Here is a 22,356-nt window from a genome sequence, read left to right as displayed (position 1 = left end):
GTGCCAAGATGTCGCAGGATCGGGCGCCATTTGGCCGGTCATTCGCCGGTTTCGAGGGTGCTGGTCACCGTGTAGACGACGCCGTGGGGCAGGAAATCCACCGTGGCCTCGCCGCCGAGCTGGTCGCGAGCGCTGCGCTCGATCAGCCGGGAGCCGAAACCGCGCTGCACCGGCGCCGTGACCGGCGGGCCGCCGGCCTCCGTCCAGATCATCCGCAGCTCCGCTGCGGGGCTCTCCCCGAGGATTTCCCAGTCCAGCGTCACCGTGCCGGTGTCGTTGGACAGCGCGCCATATTTGGCGGCGTTGGTTGCCATCTCATGCAGGAGCATCGACAGCACCAAAGCGAGCCGGGGCGACAGCGGCACGCGCGGTCCGAACATCCTGACCCGTTCGGAGGCGTTCAGCAGATAGGGCCGGAGCACGCGGCTGACCACGTCCTGCAGGTCGGAGCCCTGCCATTTGTCGGTAGAGAGCAGGTTGTGCGCCTCGGCGAGCGCACCGAGCCGTCCCTCGAATTTCTCGCGCTCAGCGCGGCTTGCGCTGCGGAAGGTCTGCGTGGCGATCGATTGCAGGATCGCCAGCGTGTTCTTGACGCGATGGTTGAGCTCCTCGATCAGCAAGTCGTGCAGCATCTCGCCGCGCGCGATCGTGGTCGCCATCCGTACCGCAAAGCCGAGGCCGACCAGGAGCAGGACGCCGCCGATCACGCTGGTAATCGCGAGCGAGCGCCACAGCGGCGCCACCAGCGAGTTCTCGGCGATCCCGGCGGCGACGGTCCAGCCGGTGACGCGCGACCGGGTGAAGCCCGTGATCAGCGCTGCGCCTTCGAGCGAGACCGTCGGCAGCGTCGCCTCGCTGCGGCGGAACATCTCGGCAAACAACGAGGGCGCGGCGCGCTGCCCGATGGTCGTCTGCGGGTTCGGCACGCGGGCGAGGTTGACGCCGTCGCCGTCGAAGATCGAGATGGTCCAGTCCTGGTTCAGGCGCTGCCTCTCGATCATGGCCTGGAACACCTCGATCGGCGGGCTGAAGGAGATGTCGTACAGCACTTCGCCGTCGCGGATCACCGGCACCTCGACGGTGATGATCAGTTGCTGCTTCACCTCGCCGAAGAACAAGTTGGAGTATTGCGGCTGCCGCGTCGTAAACACCTTCTCGACGATCTCGAGATTGTTGCGCGGCGGCAGGCTCGCGGTGTCCGGCGTCAGTGATGAGAACACCTGGCGTCCCCTGCGGTCCGCCACCAGCACCACGCCGTCCTTGCCGTACTGGTCGAGAAAGCCGGCCGCGACGCGGCGGAAATTGCCGAAATCGCTGTCGCGCAGCGAGTTGGTCAGCGCCAGCACCTGCAGCCCGCCGGTCATGCGCTGCATTTCCGCATCGAGCAGCAGGCGGATGCTGCGCGCCGTCTCCAGCACACGCTGCGTGGCCGCCTGACGATCCCGCTGGTAATTGTGGAAGACGATCCCGACCGCGAAAACGATCAGCGGCAACATCGTCCCCGCGACCAGAAGCGCAAGACGCACTGGCAATGTCAGTTTCGGCACGATGTCCCCGGGTCGGCGCCCGTTTGCTATGAGCTTAGGGGAGGCGGGGAAAGTCCGCCAAAGGAATAGCTGGCAATCGAAAAAAATTCCGCGGCGCCACGAGCATGATCCGGAAAAGTGTGAAGCGGTTTTCCGGAAGGATCATGCTCAAACGAGGTTTGTGCGCCGCGGAAGAACTTTTAGTCAGAGATTGCTCTCGGTGATCGCGGCGTAGACCATGGTGCGCAGTTCGCGCCGCAGCGGATAGGCGCTCGACGGCAGCACCTGGGTCATGAAGATGGTGATCAGCTCCTCGGCCGGATCGATGAAGAACGACGTCGTCGCGGCGCCGCCCCAGTTGAATTCGCCCGGGCTGCCCGCGATCAGGGTCTGCGCCGGGTGCATGGTGACGGCGAAGCCGAGGCCGAAGCCGATGCCGCAATAGGCGGCCTCGGCGAACATCGAGCGCGACATCGCCGGCAGGTCGGCGCCGCCGGGCAGATGGTTGCTGGCCATCAGCTTCAGCGTCTTCGGGCCGAGCAGGCGGACGCCGCCGAGCTCTCCCCCGTTGAGCAACGCGCGGCAGAAGGTCAGATAGTCGGCCGCGGTCGAGCACAGCCCGCCGCCGCCCGAGACCAGCGAGGGCGGCGACAGGAACGAGCTGGTGGCCGGATCGTCCTGCAGCGTCAGCGTGCCCTTGCGCTCGGCGGCGAGCGGGTTGAAGCCGCCCTGCGGGTCGGCGGAATAGCAGGCGGCAAAGCGGTGCGCCTTGTCGGCCGGCACGAAGAAATCGGTGTCGCTCATGCCGAGCGGCTTGAAGATCCGCTCCTTCAGGAACTGCTCGAACGGCATCCCTGAAATCTTGCCGACGAGATAGCCGAGCACGTCGGTGGAGACCGAGTAATTCCAGGCTTCACCCGGCGAGAACTCCAGCGGGATCTTCGCCAGATCCTCGATCATGCCGTCGAGCGTGCCGGCCTTGATGACCTCGCCGATCTTCTTTTCGCGATAGGCCGCGTCGACATTGGAGCGCTGCTGGAAGCCGTAGGTGAGACCCGAGGTGTGGCGCAGCAGGTCGACGATCTGCATCGGCCGGCTCGGCGGCCGGGTCAGGAAGGCGGGCGCGGTGCCGGCGACGAACACGCCGAGGTTCTTCCATTCCGGAATGTATTTGGCGACCGGCTCGTCGAGCGCGACCTTGCCTTCCTCGACCAGCATCATGAAGGCGACCGAGGTGATCGGCTTGGTCATCGAATAGATGCGGAAGATGGTGTCGTCCTTCACCGGCACCTTGCGCTCGAGATCGGCAAAGCCCTGGACGGCGGAATGCACGATCTTGCCGCGGCGATAGATCAGGACCTGGGTGCCGGGAAAGCGGCCGGAATCGATGTAGCGGCTCTTCAGATGCGCTTCGAGGCGGTTGAGGGCGGTGGTCGACATTCCCGCGGATTCGGGCGAGGCAGGCGTGGGAGCTAACATCGGGCATTTTCTCCGGCTGGCGAGGCAGCCTTGATAGCCGAAAAGTGTCCGCTGCAGCAATCGGCCGCCGCTTACCGGCACCGGGCCGGTAGTGTACGGTCGGACCTGCAATCGCGCCCTCAAGGGATACGGGAAACGCCGAGATGACCCAGTTCAACGAAACCGAGCTCACCACAGCCGTCATCCGCAGCTTCGACCAGACGCCCGATCCGCGGGCCAAGTTCCTGCTGCAGGAACTGGTGAAGTCGCTGCACGATTATGTGCGCAAGACCGATCTCACCTTCGAGGAGTGGGACCACGCGATCGGCTTCCTGACCCGCACCGGGCAGAAGTGCACCGACGTCCGCCAGGAATTCATCCTGCTGTCCGATGTGCTCGGCGTGTCGATGCTGGTCGATGCAGTCAACCACCGTGATCGCGACGGCGCGACCGAGACCACCGTGCTCGGCCCGTTCTATGTCGGCGAGCACAAGGTGACGCCGCACGGCACCGACATCTCGGCAAGTCTGCCCGGCGAGCGCATGTTCGTGCAAAGCCGCGTCACCGACCTCGACGGCAAGCCGCTGGCCAATGTGCCGGTCGATGTCTGGCACGCGGACGACGACGGATTCTACGACTCGCAGAAGCCGAGCTATGCCACCGAAGGCCCGTCCTCGCGGGCGCGCTTCATCACCGATGCCGACGGCCGCTTCTTCTTCCGCACCATCGTGCCGTGCAGCTATCCGATCCCGACCGACGGTCCGGTCGGGCAGATGATCACGCAGACCAACCGGCATCCGATGCGGCCGGCGCATGTGCACTTCCTGGTCAACGCCAAGGGCCATGAGCCGCTGATCACGCATGTGTTCGTCGAAGGCGACAAGTACATCGACTCCGATGTCGTGTTCGGCGTGAAGGACGAACTGATCGCCAGGGTCGAGCGGCGCACCGATCCTGTGATGCCCGACGGCCAGCGCTCGGATGGCCCGTGGAGCCTGATGACCTACGAATTCCATGTGAAGCCCGGCGGCGGAATGGCGCCCGCGCCGCTCGGCAGCAAGGTCGCCGAAGACGCCTGATCCTATCGTCGATAGCCGTCTGCTCGATTCATGTGCGGCGCACAAGAATTGAGCGATTCGCAATTTTTGGCAGCGCGCGGAAACACTGCGCGCGCTGCGACAAGTTGCGCAAAACATTGCAATAAAATTGATTTTTGCACTGCGGTAGCTTGGCACAAGGCTTGAATAGCTTTGTGCCGACGCCATTGAAGCCGTCCCTCGAGACCACCCCATCGGATTTCTGACGCCGCCAAACCGGGGCCTCCCCGGTGCATGCCCTTTTGCGCCCTGCGCGCGTCGCCACCCGACGGACGGTGCTCGACGCAAAGACGCAACACCGTAACGCAACGACGCAAAGGACGATCGATGACCGAGCCCACCAACAAGCCCACAGGCCGCGCGATCAGCCGTCGCCGGCTCCTGAAGGCCAGCAGCGGCGCCGCCGCGCTGCTCGCCGCAGCGAGGCTCAATTTTCCCGCCGGCGCATTCGCGCAAGGCGCGGGTCCGGAAGTGAGGGGCGCCAAGCTCGGCTTCATCGCGCTCACCGACGCCTCCCCGCTGTTCGTCGCCAAGGAGAAAGGCATCTTCGCCAAATACGGCATGCCCGATGTCGAGGTGCAGAAGCAGGCCTCCTGGGGCACCACGCGCGACAATCTCGTGCTCGGCTCCGAGGGCAACGGCATCGACGGCGCGCATATCCTGACCCCGATGCCGTACCTGATCTCGGCCGGCAAGGTAACGCAGAACAATCAGCCGACGCCGATGTACATCATGGCGCGGCTCAATCTGAACGGCCAGTGCATCTCGGTCGCCAAGGAATATGCCGACCTCAAGGTCGGCGTCGACACCACCACGTTCAAGCCTGCGCTGGAGAAGAAGAAGGCCTCCGGCAAGGCGGTGAAGGCCGCGATGACTTTCCCGGGCGGCACGCATGATCTGTGGATCCGCTACTGGCTCGCCGCCGGCGGCATCGATCCCGACAAGGACATCGAGACCATCGTGGTTCCGCCCGCGCAGATGGTGGCCAACATGAAGGTCGGCACCATGGATTGCTTCTGCGTCTGCGAGCCATGGAATCTGCAGCTGATCCATCAGGAGATCGGCTACACCGCGATCACGACAGGCGAGCTCTGGGACAAGCATCCGGAGAAATCGTTCGGCCTGCGCGCCGCCTGGGTCGACAAGAATCCGAAGGCCGCGAAGGCGCTGCTGATGGCCGTGATGGAAGCCCAGCAATGGTGCGAAAAGGCGGAGAACCGCGAGGAGACCGCGGCGATCTGCGCCAAGCGGCAGTGGATCAACTGCCCGGTCGAGGACATTACCGACCGCATGAAGGGCAAGTTCGACTACGGCACCGGCCGCCTGGTCGAGAACTCGCCGCAGCAGATGCGGTTCTGGAAGGATAATGCGTCCTACCCGTATCAGAGCCACGACCTCTGGTTCCTGACCGAGGACATCCGCTGGGGCAAGTACGAGGCGGGTTTCGACACCAAGGCGCTGATCGCCAAGGTCAACCGCGAGGATCTCTGGAAGGAGGCCGCCAAGGAGCTCGGCGTACCGGCATCGGAGATTCCAGCCTCGACCTCGCGCGGCAAGGAGACCTTCTTCGACGGCAAGGTGTTCGATCCCGCCGATCCCGCCGCTTACCTGAAGTCGTTGTCCATCAAGCGTGTCGGCGTCTGATTTGAGTTGAGCCGCGCGCATCGCGCGGCTCTCCCTTCGACCACGGAGATTGTCTGTCAATGTCGATGCCTGCCATGAAGACCGAAGTGTCGGCGGTGGCGATCCCGCCGGCCACTGCTGCGGCGCCGGTCGTGACCATGACGCCGAAGCGCGCGCCGCGCGCCGAGACCTATGCAAAGATGGCGAAGGAGACCGCGGCGCGCGTGGTGCCGCCGCTGATCGTGATCGCGTTGCTGCTGGTGGTGTGGGAGCTGATCTGCCGGCGTGCCGGCTCCAGCCTGCCGCCGCCCTCAAAAGTGTTCAAGGACACCAGGGAGCTGATCCTCGATCCGTTCTTCGACAATGGCGGCATCGACAAGGGCCTGTTCTGGCATCTCTCCGCCAGCCTTCAGCGCGTCGCCTACGGCTACTCGCTGGCGGCGATCGCGGGCATCGCGCTCGGCACGCTGGTCGGCCAGTCGGTCTGGGCGATGCGCGGTCTCGATCCGCTGTTCCAGGTGCTGCGCACCATCCCGCCGCTGGCCTGGCTGCCGCTGTCGCTCGCCGCATTTCGCGACGGCCAGCCCTCGGCGATCTTCGTCATCTTCATCACCTCGGTCTGGCCGATCATCATCAACACCGCGGTCGGCATCCGCAACATTCCGCAGGACTACCGCAACGTCGCTGCCGTCGTGCAGCTCAACCCGCTGGAGTTCTTCACCAAGATCATGATCCCGGCGGCCGCGCCCTACATATTCACCGGCCTGCGCATCGGCATCGGCCTGTCCTGGCTCGCGATCGTCGCCGCGGAAATGCTGATCGGCGGCGTCGGGATCGGCTTCTTCATCTGGGATGCGTGGAATTCCTCGCACATCAGCGAAATCATCCTGGCGCTGTTCTATGTCGGCATCATCGGCTTCGTGCTCGACCGGCTCATTGCGGGCCTCGGCAAAGTCGTGACCCGCGGCACGGCTGCGAACTGAGGGACAAGTCATGCAGGCCTATCTGAAGCTCGATCACGTCGACAAGACCTTCACTCGCGGCAGCGCCACCACGGAGGTTCTGAAGGACATCAACCTGACGATCGAGAAGGGCGAATACGTCTCGATCATCGGCCATTCCGGCTGCGGCAAGTCGACCCTGCTCAATATCGTGGCCGGCCTTACCGGCGCCACCAATGGTGGCGTGCTGCTGGAGAACCGCGAAGTCAATGCGCCGGGGCCGGATCGCGCCGTCGTGTTCCAGAACCACAGTCTGCTGCCGTGGCTGACCGTCTACGAGAACGTCAAGCTCGGCGTCGACAAGGTGTTTGCCAGGACCAAGAGCCGGCTCGAGCGCGACGCCTGGGTGATGCACAATCTCAGCCTCGTGCAGATGGCGCATGCCAGGGACAAGCGGCCGAGCGAGATCTCGGGCGGCATGAAGCAGCGCGTCGGCATCGCGCGTGCGCTCGCGATGGAGCCGAAGGTGCTGCTGCTCGACGAGCCGTTCGGCGCGCTCGACGCGCTGACCCGGGCGCATCTGCAGGATTCGGTGATGGCGCTGCACCAGAAGCTCGGCAACACCATCTTGATGATCACCCACGACGTCGACGAGGCGGTGCTGCTGTCGGACCGCATCGTCATGATGACCAACGGCCCGAGCGCCCGGATCGGCGAGGTGCTCGAGGTGCCGCTGGCGCGCCCGCGCAAGCGGCTCGAGCTTGCGACCAACCCCGGCTACCTGAAGTGCCGGCAGCGCGTGCTCGAATTCCTCTATGAGCGCCACAGCTTCGTCGAGGCGGCATGAGCAGCGCCTTGCTCACGTAAGAGCTTTTTCTGCCTCGCCGCAATGGCGCGGCGAGGAAGCAGCGTGCACGGAGGCACACATGACGGAAGACCAGGTCAAGCTCGTCCAAGAGACGTTCGCCAAGGTCGCGCCGATCTCGGAGCAGGCGGCGATCATGTTCTATGACCGCCTGTTCGAGGTCGCGCCTGCCGTAAAGGCGATGTTTCCCCCGGACATGACCGAGCAACGCAAGAAGCTCATGGCAACGCTTGCCGTCGTCGTCAACGGATTGAGCAATCTGCCGTCGGTGCTTCCGGCCGCGAGTGCGCTCGCCAAGCGCCATGTCGGCTATGGCGCAAGGCCCGAGCATTATCCGGTGGTCGGCGGCGCTTTGCTGTGGACCTTGGAGAAGGGCCTCGGCGAAGCCTGGACGCCTGACGTCGCCGCTGCATGGACCACGGCCTACGGCACGCTGTCCGGCTACATGATTTCGGAAGCCTATGGCGGCGCGCAGGCGGCGGAGTAGGCAAATGCCATAAGCGCCAGAACGGCGGTCCAGCGTCATTGCGAGGAGCGAAGCGACGAAGCAATCCATCTCACCACAAGCGGAGGTATGGATTGCTTCGCTTCGCTCGCAATGACCAGGTGAGTGCGGTATTCGACGATACCAGCGATCTCCTCTATGGTTCTCCGTTCCGCCAACGGGTGAATCAAGAAAATGATGTTCCTGGAAACGCCGCCGAAACTGATCCCGACCGAAATCTTCTCCGCGGTGCCGGCCGAATTCCGCCGCAAGGTGGCGAGCGAGTGGGCCGACGCCAACCGGCCGGGCGCGGTGACCGATTGCTTCATCGAGGGACCGTCGTTCGATGCCGCTGGCAATCTCTACATCGTCGACATTCCGTTCGGTCGCATCTTCAGGATCGCGCCGGACAAGTCATGGACGCAGGTCGCCGAATATGACGGCTGGCCGAACGGGCTGAAGATTGACGCCAAGGGCCGCATCCTGATTGCCGACTACCGGCACGGGCTGATGGAGCTCGATGCCAAATCGGGCGAGGTCACACCGCTGCTGCGTTCGCGCAATTCGGAATCGTTCCGCGGCTGCAACGACCTGCACATCGCCTCGAACGGCGATATCTACTTCACCGACCAGGGCCAGACCGGGCTGCACGATCCGACCGGCCGGGTCTATCGTTTGAAAACCAGCGGGCAGCTCGACTGCCTGATCGACACCGGCATCAGCCCGAACGGGCTGGTGCTGGATCCGCACGAGGCGGTGCTGTTCGTAGCCATGACGCGCGACAATGCGGTGTGGCGCGCGCCGTTCATGAAGGACGGCAGCGTGTCCAAGGTCGGGCGCTTCTGCTCGCTGTTCGGCCCCAGCGGACCCGACGGTATGACGATGGACCGAGCGGGGCGGCTGTTCGTCGCGCACGCCTCGCTTGGCCATGTCTTTGTGTTCGCTCCGAACGGCGAGTGCATCGCGCGGATCAAGTCCTGCGCCGGACAAAGCTGCACCAATGTCGCGATCGGCGGCGCCAACCGCGACCGGCTCTACATCACGGAATCGGTGACGGGCTCGGTGCTGGTCGCCGACATCAGCGAGCTTGGTTGATCCTCACCCGCCTGCGCTGGAGCGAACCACGCTGTCGCCTGGTGCGATGGACAACAGCCAGTCGCCGAACACCTGCTCGGCCTGCGCGGCGACGGGTCTGGCGAGCGCCTGCGTCGCCGCGCGCAGTTCTGGGATCGAGATATTCGCCGCCGACAGTTCGACGGCGTGGCCGACATACCATTCCTCGAGCTGCCGCGGATCGGCCTCGAGATGGAATTGCAGTGCGAGTGCCTTGCGGCCCCAGGCGAAGGCCTGGTTCTCGTAATTGCCATTCGAGGCCAGCCGCACGGCATCCTTGGGCAGGTCGAACGTGTCGCCGTGCCAGTGCAGCACTTTGCTGCGCAGGTTGCGCAGGCACGATGATTTGCCGTCCGGCGTCAGCTCGATCGGGCCCCAGCCGATTTCCTTGACCTTGCCCGGGAACACGCGGCCGCCCAGCGCCTGCGCCATCAGTTGCGCGCCGAGGCAGATGCCGAGCGTCGGCAGTCCGCGGCGCAGCCGGTGTTCCAGCAGTGCAATCTCGGTCGAGAGGAACGGATAGGTGTCGGTCTCGTAGACCCCGATCGGCCCGCCCAGCACGATCAGGAGGTCCGCATCCCTGATCGCGCGATCGGAGAGGTCGTCGACCGGCGCGTCGCAGAACGACACGCTCCAGCCCGCGCGCTCCATGATCGGGGCCAGCAGCCCGAGATCCTCGAACGCTACATGGCGGATGGCAATGGCGGAGCGGGGTGGTCCCATCGGCAACGTCCAGTCTTTTTCGCTATATAATATCAAATATAGCGCGGCGGATCGCGGCGAGTCCAGCCGCCACGGCGCGCGGCAGATCAGCGGTCGGAATGCATCTTCTCGAGAAAATCCTTCACGCCGCTGACGGCGCCGGTATTCGAGGCGACATAGCCGGGGAGCGCGCCCACGGCCTTGTGAAACTCGCTGCTCTTCATGATGTCGAGCACCCGCTGCATCGGCTCGGTCTCGAGGAAGGCGCGCTTGCAGACGAAGAAGTAATCTTCCGTGAGCAGGCGGATGAAATCGAGGCCGAACTGCCGTGCGGCGGCCTCGACGCCAAAACTCGCATCCGCCATGCCGCTTGCGACATAGGCGGCGACCGCGGCATGGGTGAACTCCATGTGCTGGGCGCCGTTGATCCGGCTTTGCGGGATCTTGTGCAGCGTCAGCAATTGATCGAACAGCAGCCGCGTGCCGGAATCATGGTCGCGGTTGACGAAACGGGCCTTGCGCTCGACCAGGTCCTTCAGCGAGGTGATCTTCAGCGGATTGCCGCGCTTGACCATCAGGCCCATCTCGCGCGTGACGAAATTGATCACGCGGTCCTCGCGCGGGTCGAGCCATTCCCGGCAGGCCTTGATGCCCCGCGCGCGCAATTCGCCGTGCGGCAGATGCACGCCGGAAAGATCGCAGGCGCCTTGCGCCAGCGACACCAGCGAGTTTTGATTGCTGACGTAACGGAGATCGACGCCCACGCCGCCTTCGCGATCGAGGAACTCGCGCAGCTTGGATACCGCAAAGCCGTGGCTGGCATGAACGCGGATGACCTGCGGCCGCTGTGCGAGGAACGGCTTGATCTCGGTGACCAGTTCCTGCGCGAGGTTCTCGAGCTGCAATCCGAGCCGCGCCTGCATGCGCTCGCCGGCCCATACCAGCTTCTCGCCGAACGGCGTCAGCTTCGAGCCCTTGCCGCGCTGGGTCTCGACCAGCGGCACGCCGAAGAACTCGGACCATTGCTCGATCAGATTCCAGACATGGCGATAGGACAGCTGCGCGTCGTTGGCGGCGCTGGTGATCTTCCCGGTCTTCCTGATCTCGTTGAGGATGCCGAGCATCACGACCGCGGTCTGCGGTGAGTTTTCTTTCCGAAAGCGCCAGACGGTCTCGATCTCGATCTGCAGCATCGTGGTCACCATTTATGAAGTCGATTTCATATCTTGGTATACCAATAGGCACAAGATATCATATTTACTGCGCGTCATAGCCTCCTACGTTGAGCCATGACGCCAGGAGGAAATATGATGTCTGTTGCATATGACTATGGGCGCGGCGCCCGCCAGGCCCCGGCGGTCCGGGACGAGCTGTTGCTGATCGACGGCGCCAGTGTCCGCTCGCTGTCGGGAAAAACCTTCAAGTCCCTCGATCCTGCCACCGAGCAGGTGATCGCGACCATCGCCGAAGGCAATGAGGCGGATGTCGATCGCGCGGTCGCCGCCGCACGCCGCGCCTTCGAAGGTCCGTGGCGCACCATGCGCGCCGCCGAGCGCGGTCACATCCTGCTGAAATGGGCCGAACTGTTCAAGCAGCACGCCGATGAGATCGCAGCGCTGGAAAGTCTCGATGCCGGCAAGCCGATATCGGCCGTGCTGCGCCAGGATTTCCCCGCCGCGATCGACACGCTGACCTATTACGCTGGCTGGGCCGACAAGATCAGCGGCGACGTGGTCTCGACGCGCGACGATGCGCTGACCTACACGGTGCGCGAGCCGGTCGGCGTGGTCGCCGCGATCGTGCCGTGGAATTTCCCGCTGATGATCGGCATGTGGAAGCTCGCGCCGGCGCTGGCCTGCGGCTGCACGGTCGTGATGAAACCGGCCGAGCTGACCTCGCTGTCGGCGCTGCGGATCGGCGAGCTCGCGCTCGAGGCAGGGCTGCCGAAGGGCGTGCTCAACATCGTGACCGGCCCCGGCCGCGTGGTCGGCGACGCGCTGGTCAATCATCCCGATGTCGACAAGGTGACGTTCACCGGCTCGCCCGGCGTCGGCCGCGGCATCATGAAGGGCGCCGCCGGCAACTTCAAACGGGTCTCGCTCGAGCTCGGCGGCAAGTCCGCCAATGTGATCTTCGACGATGCCAATCTGGAGGCCGCCGCCAAGGCTGCCGCCGCCGGCATCTTCTTCAATGCCGGGCAGGTCTGCTCGGCCGGCTCGCGCGTGCTGGTGCAGGAGAACGCATATGACGAGGTGGTCGAGCGGCTGGTCGCGCGCGCCGAAGCCTTGCGCATCGGCGATCCCGCGGATCGCGCCACCGCGCTCGGACCTGTGATCTCCGAGAAGCAGATGCGCTCGATCCTCGATTATGTCGAGATCGGCAAGAACGAAGGCGCGCAGCTCGCCACCGGCGGCGACCGCGTCGGCGACCGCGGCTATTTCATCAGTCCCGCGGTGTTTTCCAATGTCGCGCATGAGATGCGGATTTCGCAGGAGGAAATCTTCGGTCCCGTCGTCAGCGTGATCAAGTTCAAGGACGAGGCCGATGCGCTGCGCATCGCCAACGGCACGGCCTACAGCCTCGCCGCCGGCGTCTGGAGCGCCGATATGGGCCGCGTGCAGCGCTTCGCCAAAAAGGCTCGCGCCGGAACGGTGTGGATCAACACCTATGGCTATACCGACGTGCGGTTGCCATGGGGCGGCGAGCGCGACTCCGGCCTCGGCCGCGAGCACGGCACCGCCGCGCTCGATAACTTCACGGAGCCGAAGGCGGTGTGGATGAATCTCAACGTGTGAATTGTTGGCACGAGTGAGCACCACAAAACAGGCGTCGTCCCGGGCTTGACCCGGGACCCATAACCACAAGTTTTTGAACTGAAGAACGCTGTGGCCAAAGCTTTCTCGACAACAGCGTTCCGTGGTTATGGGTCCCTGCTTTCGCAGGGACGACGGTGGGGAGACATCGTTGCCTCATTCGTCTATCCTTCGCGTGTGGCTTTAGCGCGAACAAGGGCAACCCGTGCAGACAAGAAAATTCGGCAACAACGGCCCGCAGGTCTCGATGATCGGGCAGGGCACCTGGTATCTCGATCGCGGTGACCGCAAGGCGGCGATCGCTGCGCTGAAGCGCGGCATCGATGCCGGCATGACGCATATCGACACGGCCGAGATGTATGGCGACGCCGAGCTCGTGATCGCGGACGCGATCACCGGTCGTCGCGACGAGCTGTTCCTGGTCTCGAAGGTGCTGCCGAGCAACGCCTCGCGGCGCGGCACCATCACCGCCTGCGAGCGCTCGCTGAAGCGGCTGAAGACCGATCGCCTCGATTGCTATCTGCTGCACTGGCGCGGAACCACCCCGCTCGCCGAGACGGTCGCGGCGTTCGACGAATTGATCGCGGCCGGCAAGATCCGCTCCTGGGGCGTCAGTAATTTCGACGCAGACGATCTCGATGAACTGCTCGATGTCGCGGGCGAGGGCACGATCGCCTGCAACCAGGTGCTCTATCATCTGCGGGAGCGTGCGATCGAGCACGCCGTGATCCCGTGGTGCGAGCGGCATGGCGTGGCCGTGGTCGCCTACTCGCCGTTCGGCCACAATGACTTTCCCGCGCTGTCTGGCAAATCCGGTGCGGTGCTGCAATCGATCGCGCAGGCGCATCAGGCGACGCCGCGCCAGGTCGCGTTGAGCTTCCTTACGCGGCTGCCGTCGGTGCTTGCGATTCCGAAGGCGTCAAACGCGGACCACGCGGCGGAGAATGCCGCGGCGGGAACGCTCAAGCTCAGCGGCGACGAGATCTCCGCGCTCGACGCGGCGTTCCCGCGCGGGCCGAAGCCGCGCTCACTGCCGATGCTCTAAATTCGCGGGATTCACTAGTGTGCTGAATGCGAAGTTCGTGCGATTTCGCGGCAGCCGCTTTCATGAACTTCGCATTCATAAAGCACACTAGAATCATAAGTTTGCTAGTGTCCTTATCGAATCCGAAGTTCGCTCCGAAGGTGCGGCGAATGATACGAACTTCGGATTCGGGACACTAGAAGCTCCACTCCACACAGTTCTTAACAAACTGTTGCAGTTGCGGCCGCGCACAGGCTGCGGCGGGCGGTCGCGCGCGCTGGTGCATATCGGAGTCCCGTTTTCGGGCATTGTTCTTGCGGCGGAATTGACGTTTTGTACGAACCGCAGATTCCCCTTTATTTCGCTTTCGAGATTGCCGTGACACCGCCCCCCGCCGCCGTAGCCGCCAGGCTGGACAGCGTTCCCCTTGCATTGCCCGCCAAGACGTCAGCTGCACGCAAAGCGCCCGCGCGCACCGACCGGCCGTTCAAGGGCATTGCGCTGATCCTGTTGTCGACGGTGTTTTTGGGCACCTCCGACGTCACCGCGAAATATCTGTCGTCCTCGCTGCCTTCGATCGAGATCGCCTGGATCCGCTTCCTGGTGTTCGCGCTGATCATGACGCCGGCGATGCTGCCGGGCACGCCGTTGTTCGCGCTGCGCAGCAGCCGTCCCGGCCTGCACGTGCTGCGCGGCGCCGCGCTGCTCGGCTCCTCCCTGATCTTCATCACGGGGCTCGGCTTCCTGCCGATTGCCGAGGCCTCGGCCACCAGCTTCGTCTCGCCGCTGTTCGTCACCGCTCTGTCGATCGCTTTCCTCGGCGAGAAGGTCGGCATGCGACGCTGGATCGCGACCGCGGTTGGCCTCGCCGGCGTGTTCATCATCCTGCGGCCGGGCACCAGCGCCTTCCATCCCGCGGCGGTCTTTCCGATCGTCTCGGCGCTGGCCTGGGCCGGGACGCTGATCCTGACGCGCATGATGAGCGGCAGCGAACGTCCGATCACGGTGATGACCTATTCGTCCATCGTCGGCGTCGCCATCGTCAGCGCGCTGGTGCCGTTCGTCTGGGTCACGCCGACCTGGCACGACATCATGTTCGGCATCCTGATCGGCGTTGCGTCCACCGTCGGACAGTGGATCGTGGTGCTGGCGTTCCGCTATGGCGATGCCTCGGTCCTGGCGCCGTTCTCCTACACGCAGCTGCTGTGGGTCAGCATCCTCGGCTTCCTGATCTTCGGCGAAGTGCCCGACCGCTGGACTATCCTCGGCGCCGGCTTCATCGTCGCCTCCGGCCTCTACACCGCGCACCGCGAGCGCATCCGCCGCTCGCAGTTGATCGCCGTGGCCAGCGAGCCGTCGCCGAACGCCTGATCGGGTTACCGGAAGTCGTGCGCTGGTTGCGAAGTAGGCCTCCACTAGCGTTGCGCGGGTACAACAGTCAGTCCGAAAACCTCGATCTCCGGACACTGAATCGAGAAATCTCGGAAATAATCAGCAATCTCGCGGTTCGCCGCATGCTAACCCTGACCCCAAGAGCGCCACAGAGCGTTTTGGGGGCTGGGTAAGTGCATTTTGGTATGTTCTTTTTGTTTGGTCGTCCGTCTCGCGCTGCGACTGTCCTGGCACTTTGCGCCTCGGCGGCCGTGAGCCTGTTTCCGGCGAACTCGGCCCGGGCTCAGTATTACACATGGGGCGGTACCGGCGGAACGTCGGACTACAATCTCGCAACCAACTGGTCCAATCCGCCCGCGGGCGCGCCGCCGGTGAACAACGGCCAGGGAGCAATTTTCGACGCGACCGGATCGGCGACTGTCACTGTGACAAGCGCAGTCGCTCCCTATTCATGGACGTTCACTGCGAACTCGCAATCGTATGTTGTGAGCGGAGCCGACGTCAGTTTCGGCTCAGCGGCCTCGGGCATCTTCAACCAGGCCAATTCGCACCAGACGATTTCGATCGCCAACAACATTGGAGGAACGTCCCCCCTCGCCCAGGTCTGGCAACTCGGCGCGAGCACACTCGTCTTGTCCGGCCACAACACATACACCGGCGGGACCTTGATCTCGGCCGGTACCGTCCAGGTGACCAACAATAATTCGGTCGGCTCGGGCGCGGTGACGTTCGACGGCGGCGCTTTCCAGGCCAATGGCGCCAGCGACCTGACCTTCACCAACCGATTCAATGTCAATGCAACAGGCGGCAGCGTCGATAACAAGGGCGTGGTGCTGACGTTGTCCGGCGTCATTGCCAATGGCAATGCCGGCACGGGTGTGTTGCGATTGACGGATACGACCGGCGGTGGCCTCACGGTGCTGTCGGGTGTCAACTCCTATTCGGGTGGCACCCTGGTGCAGGGCACCACCGTGCAAGTCACCAACAACAAGTCGGTCGGGTCAGGCACGGTCACGCTGGACAATGCCGCGTTCCAGGCCGACGGCTTAAGTAATCTGACCTTTGGCAATAATTTCAAGATCAACGCGTCGGCGATCGGCAGCGCGATCGACGCCAACGGTGTGACGCTCACAATCGCCGGCAACATTGCCGACGGCAACGGCCCCGGCAAGCTGACGGTGCTGGACAATTCGGGCGGCCTCGGCCGCGTGGTGCTATCAGGCAACAATACCTATACCGGCGGCACCTCGATCTGCAATTGCGCGACCTTGCAACTCGGCGACGCAAGCCACACCGCCTCGATCGTCGGCGAGGTCGTCGTCGACGGCAAGTTCGACATCGTCAACGCCAACACGGCGGGCATCACCAAGATCGTCAACGACGGCTTCAACGGGGTCGCCACCACGACGTTCTACAATTCCACGACGGCCTCGTCGGCGACGATCATCAACCAGAATTTCGGTATTACGGAGTTTCGCGACAGCAGCACCGCGGGCAATGCCACCGTGAGCAACAGCAACGGCGCACTCACGATCTTCCGCGACACCAGCTCCGCCGGCAATGCCACGTTCAACAACAGCAATGGCGGCACCGTGGTGTTCGGCGACGCGCTTGGCCCTCCCGGCGGCTCGGACACCAGCACCGCCGGCAAGGCCGTGTTCAACAACCATGACGGCGGCGGCGTCGTGTTCCTCGGCCACACCAACGCGGGCCAGGCCACCATCACCAATGGAGCCAACGGCGGCTCGACGCAGTTCTTCGAGTTCTCGTCGGCTGCATCGGCAATGATCACGACCTCCGCCACCGGCTATACCGGCTTCTTCCAGAACAGCACCGCAGCGAACGCGACCATCGACAACAGCGGCCTGACCTATTTCGGCACGTCCGGTTTCAGTATGACGGAGGCACCGACCGCGGGCAATGCGACGATCATCAACCGCTCCGGCGGCGCGCTGATGTTTGCTGCATATGCGACGGCCGGAAGCGCCACGATCACCACCGAGAGCGGCGCCAACGTCAAGTTCGTCGACAACGCGACCGGTGGCAACGCGCAGTTCATCACCAACGGCACCGGCTTCGTGGATTTAGGCGGCAGCCTTGGGCCGAACGGCGACGGCCGCATCACGGCAGGCTCGATCGCGGGTTCGGGCACCTACTACATCGGTGGTGGCAATACGCTCACGGTCGGCGGCAACAATCTCTCGACCGTCGTCAGCGGCGTGATCGCCGATTCCAATCCCTGCGGTTGCGGCCCGGCCGGGCCTGGCAATCTGGAAAAGACGGGCAGCGGCAGGCTGACTCTCTCGGGTGTCAACACCTATACCGGAACCACTGTTGTCAATGGCGGCATCCTGCAGGTTGACGGCTCGATCGTGTCGTCGAGTTCGGTCACGGTGAATTCAGGCGGTGCGCTCTCCGGCATCGGCACCGTCGGTAGCACAATGATTGCAAGCGGCGGCATCCTGCTGCCGGGCAATGCGACGCCTGGCACGTTCCTGAACGTGGCGGGCAATCTCGCCTTCCAGTCCGGTGCGTTGTATCTCGTCGGGCTCAATGCGACCGCCGCGACATCGGCCAAGGTGACCGGCACCGCGGCGCTTGCCGGATCGGTGGGCGTCAGCATCGCTGCCGGCAGCACGATCGCGAGACAATACACCATCCTGTCGGCGGCCGGCGGTCGCGCCGGAACGTTCGCCGGTATCGATTCGACCGGGGTGCCGGCGGGGCTGATCGCGACGCTCGGTTACGACGCGAACAATGCCTATCTCAATTTCGTGCTCGATTACGGCGCAGCATCGAAGCTCAACGTCAACCAGGGTAATGTCGCCACCACGCTGCAGAACTTCTTCAATGCCAATGGCGGTATCAACGTCGCGTTCGCGGGGCTCTCGCCGAACGGCCTGACGCAGGCCTCGGGCGAGGGGGCGACCGGATCGCAGCAGGCGACGTTCAGCGCGATGAACCAGTTCCTCGGCCTTCTGACCGATCCGTTCGTCGCCGGACGCGATGGCGGTGTTAGTGGCGGTGGCGCGGTGCCGTTCGCGGAGGACAGCGCTTCGCTGGCCACTGCGGCGCGCACCACCGAGCCGCGCGATGCGCTGGCCGCTATTTATGCCAAGGCGCCGCCGCAGCAGCTCGACTTCGAACGGCGCTGGAGCATTTGGGCGGCGGGCTATGGCGGCGCGCAGACCACCAGCGGCAACGCGGTGTTGGGCTCGAACAACACCAGCAGCAGCGTCTACGGCACCGCAGTCGGCGCCGACTACCGCTTCTCGCCGAACACCATTGCGGGATTTGCAGTCGCTGGCGGCGCCACCAGCTTCAGCACCAATGGTCTCGGCTGGGGCCGCTCCGACCTGTTCCAGGCCGGCGCGTTCGTCCGCCACACCGTCGGCGCGGCCTACTTGAGCGCAGCGCTCGCCTATGGCTGGCAGGACATCACCACCGACCGCATCGTCACCGCCGCGGGCGTCGACCATCTGCGCGCAAACTTCAATGCCAATGCGTGGTCGGGCCGGCTCGAGGGTGGCTATCGCACTACCACGCCGTGGATCGGGCTGACGCCTTACGCGGCGGCGCAGTTTACCAGCTTCGAGCTGCCGAACTATGCGGAGAGCGTGGTTTCCGGCGGCGGCGCTTTCGCGCTCAATTATGCGGCGAAGAGCGTCACCGACGTCAGGAGCGAGCTCGGCCTGCGCTCCGATAAAGCCTTTGCGGTCGATGGCGGCATCGTGACGCTGCGCGGCCGCGTCGCCTGGGCGCATGACTTCAATCCGAACCGCAGCGCGGCGGCCGTGTTCCAGGCGCTGCCGGGGGCGGCCTTCGTGGTCAACGGTGCGGCGCAGGCCAGCGAGTCCGCGCTGACCACGGCCTCGGCGGAGATCAAGTGGCGGAACGGCTGGTCGGCGGCTGCGACCTTCGAGGGTGAATTCTCCAGCGTCACCCAGTCCTACGCCGGCAAGGGCGTTATGCGCTATACGTGGTGACCCCCCGTGCTATAGCCTCCCGCAGCGAAAGCCTGTCCCGGACTTGATCCGCGACAGTGTATTTCGCGGGACGAAATACGCATCAAAATGAGTGGGACGAAACCCACGCGGGAGGAAACATGCGCGCAGCGATCTTCCGAAACGGCGAGATTGTCGTCGACCAGATGCCGGAACCGAAGCCGGGCGCCGGCCAGGTTCTGGTCAAATCGCTCGCCTGTGGCATCTGCGGTTCCGATCTGCATGCGCGCAAGCACGCCCACCGCATGGTGGAGCTGAGCAAGTTCCTGCCCGGCCGCACGCCGATGGATCTGTCGCGCGACGTCGTGTTCGGCCACGAGTTCTGCTGCGAGATCCTCGATTACGGCCCGGGCACCACGCGCAAGCTGAAGCCCGGCACGCGCGTCTGCTCGCTGCCGGCACTGCTGACGCCGGAGGGCCCGAAGGGCATCGGCTATTCCAACGATTATCTCGGCGCCTATGCCGAGCAGATGCTGCTCAGCGAGCCGCTGCTGCTCGAAGTGCCGAACGGGCTCGCCGCCGAGCACGCCGCGCTCACCGAGCCGCTTGCGGTCGGCGTGCATGCGGTGGCGATGGCCAACATCAAAGGCGGCGAGGTGCCGTTGGTGATCGGCTGCGGCCCGGTCGGCCTTGCGGTGATCGCGGCGCTGAAGATCAAGGGGCTTGGCCCGATCGTTGCCGCCGATTACTCGCCGGCGCGGCGGCTGCTCGCCGAGAAGATGGGCGCCGATGTCGTGGTCGATCCTGCCAAGACACAGCCTTATGCGAGCTGGGCCGAGCACGCCCAGATGACCGAAGCGGAGAAGGCGGCGCGGCCGCCGATGCAGGCGCTGCTGCCGCCGCTGAAGCCCGCGCTGATCTTCGAATGCGTCGGCGTGCCCGGCGTGTTGCAGCAGGTGTTCGAGGGCGCCCCGCGCAGCGCCCGTGTCGTCGTGGTCGGCGTCTGCATGGAGACCGACAAGTCGGAACCGATGCTCGGCATCATCAAGGAGCTCAACGTCCAGTACGTGCTCGGCTACACGCCGGAGGAGTTCGCCTATTCGCTGCGGCTGATCGCGGAAGGCCAGGTCGATGCCGCATCGCTGGTCACCGGCCGCGTCGGCATCGACGGCGTCGCGCAGGCCTTTGCCGATCTCGCCAACCCCGAGGCGCACACCAAGATCCTGGTTGAGCCGTGGCGTTAGTGCTGACAGCGCGGTTTGCATTTCGTGACGCCGAACCTATAGTTCGCCGTCTCTTATCGCACTGACAGCACGCACCTCATGCGCGTTTCAATCATCACGGGAGGCGGCTCCGGCATCGGCGCCGCAGTTGCGCGCAGGCTCGCCGGCCCCGGTCAGGGGCTGATGCTGCATGGCCAGGGCGCCGAGGCCAGTGGGCTGGCGCGGCTCAATTCGGTTGCAGAGGAATGCCGCAGCAAGGGCGCCAAGGTCGCGGTCTCTACCGGCGATCTCGCCGTGGCCGGCGCGGGCACGTCGCTGGTCGAGGCCACGCGCGCCGCATTCGGGCCCATCGACAGCATCGTACACGCCGCGGGCTTTGCCGACCGCCGCGAATTCGCCAGCCTGCCGCGTGCGGCGCTGGAGCGTGCCTTTGCCGTGATGGCGGCGGCATTTCATGAAATCGCGACGGCTGCGCTGTCCGATCTCGCGCGCAGTGCGCAGGGTCGTGTCGTCGCGGTCTCCAGTTTCGGGCCGCATCGTTTCGTGCCCGGCGCGACCTACCCGGGATCGGCGGCCGCGAAGGCTGCGCTCGAAGTGCTGGTGAAGTCGCTCGCAATCGAGCTCGCCGCATCAGGCGCCACCTCAAATGCCGTGATGCCCGGTTATACGCGCAAGGATCCCGGCCTGTTCGGCGCGCTGGACACCGCGACCTGGGAGCGGGTGGCGAAGGCCAATCCGATGCAGCGGCTGGCCGAGCCCGACGAGGTCGCCGCGGTCGTCGCCTTCCTGCTGTCGCCGGAAGCGGGCCACATCACCGGTGCGACGCTGCCGGTCGATGGCGGCCTGACCCTGATGTGACGGCATGAGCGAGGGCGCGTCGGCACAGCAGGTTGACGTCGTCGTGCTCGGTGCCGGCATGGTCGGCGTCTCGGCCGGCCTTGCCGCACGGCAGCGCGGTCTCTCCGTCGTCATCGTCGACCGCCGCGAGCCGGGCAGCGAGACCTCCTACGGCAATGCCGGCATCATCTCGTCGGGCTCGATCCTGCCGCTCAACACGCCGCAGCTTTTGAAGAACCTGCCGAAATATCTCACCAACACGCATCCGGCGCTGCGCTGGAATCTTCCGTGGGCGGTCGCCAACGCCGGCTGGGTGATCCGCTTCCTCGCCGCGGCGACACCGTCGCAGACCAAACCGCGCGCCGCCGCGCTGCACGGCCTGATCGGGACGTCGCTGGCGCTGCATCGCGACTGGATCGTGCAGGCCGGCGCCGGCCATCGCATCCGAGAGACCGGCTGGCTCAAGGCCTGGCGCGGCGACGGGCTCGCGACCGCCAAGGCCGAGCAGGCGGCGCTCGCTGAATTCGGCATCAAAAGCGAGGTGCTCGATCGCCAGGCGATCTCGGCGCTCGAGCCGAACATCATCCCTGCCTATAGCACAGGTCTGCTGCACACCCAGACGGCATCGGTCGATTCACCGGGCGCAGTGGTCAAGGCCTATGCGCAGATGCTCGCTGCTAACGGCGGCACCGTGCGGCAATCCGAGATCCGTCGGATCGAACAACAAGACGACAGCTGGCGCGTGCAGCTTGCCGACGGCGAAATCGCTGCGCGCCATGTCGTGGTCGCGCTCGGGCCGTGGTCGGCCGAATTGCTGCGGCCGCTCGGCTATCGCGTGCCGCTGGCGTTCGAGCGCGGCTATCACCAGCATTTCGTGCCGAACCCGGCACGCAAATTGCTGCGCCCGATCCATGATGCGGAGGGTGCCTTTCTGATGACGCCGATGGAGCAGGGTATTCGCGTCACCAGCGGCGTCGAGCTGACCGCGCGCGATGCGCCGTCGAACTATGCGCAGCTCGAGGCCGTGGTGCCGATGGCGCGTAGCGTGGTCGAATTCGGCGATGCGGTCGGCGAGCGCTGGCGCGGCGCGCGGCCGACGCTGCCCGACAGCCTGCCGATGATCGGCGAAGCGCCGCGGCATCGCGGCCTCTGGCTCGCCTTCGGCAACCAGCATATCGGCTTCACCACCGGTCCCGGAACGGGCGCCGCGGTCGCGGCAATGATCGCAGGCGCCGCACTGCCGTTCGACGTGAAGGCCTTTTCGCCGGGCCGGTATATCGCGTGACTCGCATAAGGCCGCCTGCGATGCTGGGC

At 64.9% G+C, this 22,356-nt stretch carries 17 protein-coding genes; 13 read left to right on the top strand and 4 right to left on the bottom strand.

The window, feature by feature from the left end; genetic code table 11:
* Nucleotides 1-38: 38 nt before the first annotated feature.
* Both ACE10Z_RS31775 and ACE10Z_RS31770 read right to left on the bottom strand, forming a co-directional pair.
* Nucleotides 39-1,547, bottom strand: a complete 1,509-nt coding sequence (locus ACE10Z_RS31775; protein ID WP_375784296.1) for a sensor histidine kinase — start codon at nucleotides 1,545-1,547, stop codon at nucleotides 39-41.
* 183 nt (nucleotides 1,548-1,730) lie between these two features.
* A complete protein-coding gene (locus ACE10Z_RS31770; RefSeq protein ID WP_375784295.1) occupies nucleotides 1,731-3,005 on the bottom strand; it encodes a serine hydrolase domain-containing protein in 1,275 nt (424 codons plus the stop codon).
* A 143-nt stretch (nucleotides 3,006-3,148) separates the two neighbouring features.
* On the opposite strand from ACE10Z_RS31770, the gene ACE10Z_RS31765 reads away from it, so the two are divergent.
* The 6 genes from ACE10Z_RS31765 to ACE10Z_RS31740 all read left to right on the top strand — a co-directional run bounded on the left by ACE10Z_RS31765 (nucleotide 3,149) and on the right by ACE10Z_RS31740 (nucleotide 9,089).
* On the top strand, nucleotides 3,149-4,063 hold the full coding sequence (locus ACE10Z_RS31765; protein ID WP_375784294.1) for an intradiol ring-cleavage dioxygenase: 915 nt from the start codon (nucleotides 3,149-3,151) through the stop codon (nucleotides 4,061-4,063).
* A 345-nt stretch (nucleotides 4,064-4,408) separates the two neighbouring features.
* Nucleotides 4,409-5,725: a CmpA/NrtA family ABC transporter substrate-binding protein gene (locus ACE10Z_RS31760; RefSeq protein WP_375784293.1), complete on the top strand. Its 1,317-nt coding sequence runs from the start codon at nucleotides 4,409-4,411 to the stop codon at nucleotides 5,723-5,725.
* A 59-nt stretch (nucleotides 5,726-5,784) separates the two neighbouring features.
* The gene (gene ntrB / locus ACE10Z_RS31755) at nucleotides 5,785-6,687 is read left to right on the top strand and encodes a nitrate ABC transporter permease (protein WP_375784292.1); all 903 of its coding nucleotides are present in this window, start codon (nucleotides 5,785-5,787) and stop codon (nucleotides 6,685-6,687) included.
* A 10-nt stretch (nucleotides 6,688-6,697) separates the two neighbouring features.
* Nucleotides 6,698-7,492 carry an ABC transporter ATP-binding protein gene (locus tag ACE10Z_RS31750; protein WP_375784291.1) on the top strand — a complete coding sequence of 265 codons (795 nt, stop codon included), beginning with the start codon at nucleotides 6,698-6,700 and terminating at the stop codon, nucleotides 7,490-7,492.
* 79 nt (nucleotides 7,493-7,571) lie between these two features.
* Nucleotides 7,572-7,997, top strand: coding sequence for a globin family protein (locus ACE10Z_RS31745; RefSeq protein WP_375784290.1), 426 nt, complete (start codon nucleotides 7,572-7,574; stop codon nucleotides 7,995-7,997).
* 192 nt (nucleotides 7,998-8,189) lie between these two features.
* Nucleotides 8,190-9,089 (top strand): SMP-30/gluconolactonase/LRE family protein, encoded by a 900-nt coding sequence (locus ACE10Z_RS31740; RefSeq protein ID WP_375784289.1) that lies wholly within the window; start codon nucleotides 8,190-8,192, stop codon nucleotides 9,087-9,089.
* Between the two features lie 3 nt (nucleotides 9,090-9,092).
* Here the strand turns inward: ACE10Z_RS31740 and ACE10Z_RS31735 are convergent, their stop codons facing one another.
* A complete protein-coding gene (locus ACE10Z_RS31735) occupies nucleotides 9,093-9,830 on the bottom strand; it encodes a glutamine amidotransferase (protein WP_375784288.1) in 738 nt (245 codons plus the stop codon).
* Between the two features lie 86 nt (nucleotides 9,831-9,916).
* Nucleotides 9,917-11,002 carry a substrate-binding domain-containing protein gene (locus ACE10Z_RS31730; RefSeq protein WP_375789968.1) on the bottom strand — a complete coding sequence of 362 codons (1,086 nt, stop codon included), beginning with the start codon at nucleotides 11,000-11,002 and terminating at the stop codon, nucleotides 9,917-9,919.
* 117 nt (nucleotides 11,003-11,119) lie between these two features.
* Here ACE10Z_RS31730 and ACE10Z_RS31725 point away from each other — a divergent pair, with 117 nt between their 5' ends.
* The 7 genes from ACE10Z_RS31725 (at nucleotide 11,120) to ACE10Z_RS31695 (ending at nucleotide 22,327) form a co-directional block, all read left to right on the top strand.
* Entirely contained in the window at nucleotides 11,120-12,604 is a 1,485-nt protein-coding gene (locus ACE10Z_RS31725; RefSeq protein ID WP_375784287.1) for an aldehyde dehydrogenase family protein, read from the top strand.
* 223 nt (nucleotides 12,605-12,827) lie between these two features.
* Nucleotides 12,828-13,667, top strand: a complete 840-nt coding sequence (locus ACE10Z_RS31720; RefSeq protein WP_375784286.1) for an aldo/keto reductase — start codon at nucleotides 12,828-12,830, stop codon at nucleotides 13,665-13,667.
* A gap of 390 nt (nucleotides 13,668-14,057) precedes the next feature.
* Nucleotides 14,058-15,017, top strand: a complete 960-nt coding sequence (locus ACE10Z_RS31715; RefSeq protein ID WP_375789967.1) for a DMT family transporter — start codon at nucleotides 14,058-14,060, stop codon at nucleotides 15,015-15,017.
* Between the two features lie 272 nt (nucleotides 15,018-15,289).
* Complete coding sequence (locus tag ACE10Z_RS31710; RefSeq protein WP_375784285.1) at nucleotides 15,290-19,024, top strand: autotransporter domain-containing protein; 3,735 nt, start codon at nucleotides 15,290-15,292, stop codon at nucleotides 19,022-19,024.
* A gap of 119 nt (nucleotides 19,025-19,143) precedes the next feature.
* Nucleotides 19,144-20,226: a zinc-binding dehydrogenase gene (locus ACE10Z_RS31705; RefSeq protein ID WP_298377745.1), complete on the top strand. Its 1,083-nt coding sequence runs from the start codon at nucleotides 19,144-19,146 to the stop codon at nucleotides 20,224-20,226.
* Nucleotides 20,227-20,304: 78 nt separating this feature from the next.
* Nucleotides 20,305-21,063: an SDR family NAD(P)-dependent oxidoreductase gene (locus tag ACE10Z_RS31700; protein ID WP_375784284.1), complete on the top strand. Its 759-nt coding sequence runs from the start codon at nucleotides 20,305-20,307 to the stop codon at nucleotides 21,061-21,063.
* Between the two features lie 4 nt (nucleotides 21,064-21,067).
* Nucleotides 21,068-22,327 (top strand): NAD(P)/FAD-dependent oxidoreductase, encoded by a 1,260-nt coding sequence (locus tag ACE10Z_RS31695; protein ID WP_375784283.1) that lies wholly within the window; start codon nucleotides 21,068-21,070, stop codon nucleotides 22,325-22,327.
* Nucleotides 22,328-22,356 lie beyond the last annotated feature (29 nt).

It is taken from the genome of Bradyrhizobium sp. Pha-3 (genome assembly GCF_042258615.1).
Classification (GTDB): Bacteria; Pseudomonadota; Alphaproteobacteria; order Rhizobiales; family Xanthobacteraceae; genus Bradyrhizobium.
Note: the sequence above shows the minus strand (reverse complement) of the source record. Positions and strands in the feature narration are given on the sequence as shown.

Excerpts from the sequence above, each read along its gene's own strand:
- ACE10Z_RS31770 (WP_375784295.1), bottom strand. The coding sequence starts at position 3,005 with ATGTTAGCTCCCACGCCTGCCTCGCCCGAATCCGCGGGAATGTCGACC.
- ACE10Z_RS31765 (WP_375784294.1), top strand. The coding sequence starts at position 3,149 with ATGACCCAGTTCAACGAAACCGAGCTCACCACAGCCGTCATCCGCAGC.
- ACE10Z_RS31760 (WP_375784293.1), top strand. The coding sequence starts at position 4,409 with ATGACCGAGCCCACCAACAAGCCCACAGGCCGCGCGATCAGCCGTCGC.
- ntrB (WP_375784292.1), top strand. The coding sequence starts at position 5,785 with ATGTCGATGCCTGCCATGAAGACCGAAGTGTCGGCGGTGGCGATCCCG.
- ACE10Z_RS31750 (WP_375784291.1), top strand. The coding sequence starts at position 6,698 with ATGCAGGCCTATCTGAAGCTCGATCACGTCGACAAGACCTTCACTCGC.
- ACE10Z_RS31745 (WP_375784290.1), top strand. The coding sequence starts at position 7,572 with ATGACGGAAGACCAGGTCAAGCTCGTCCAAGAGACGTTCGCCAAGGTC.
- ACE10Z_RS31740 (WP_375784289.1), top strand. The coding sequence starts at position 8,190 with ATGATGTTCCTGGAAACGCCGCCGAAACTGATCCCGACCGAAATCTTC.
- ACE10Z_RS31735 (WP_375784288.1), bottom strand. The coding sequence starts at position 9,830 with ATGGGACCACCCCGCTCCGCCATTGCCATCCGCCATGTAGCGTTCGAG.
- ACE10Z_RS31730 (WP_375789968.1), bottom strand. The coding sequence starts at position 11,002 with ATGCTGCAGATCGAGATCGAGACCGTCTGGCGCTTTCGGAAAGAAAAC.
- ACE10Z_RS31725 (WP_375784287.1), top strand. The coding sequence starts at position 11,120 with ATGTCTGTTGCATATGACTATGGGCGCGGCGCCCGCCAGGCCCCGGCG.
- ACE10Z_RS31705 (WP_298377745.1), top strand. The coding sequence starts at position 19,144 with ATGCGCGCAGCGATCTTCCGAAACGGCGAGATTGTCGTCGACCAGATG.
- ACE10Z_RS31700 (WP_375784284.1), top strand. The coding sequence starts at position 20,305 with ATGCGCGTTTCAATCATCACGGGAGGCGGCTCCGGCATCGGCGCCGCA.
- ACE10Z_RS31695 (WP_375784283.1), top strand. The coding sequence starts at position 21,068 with ATGAGCGAGGGCGCGTCGGCACAGCAGGTTGACGTCGTCGTGCTCGGT.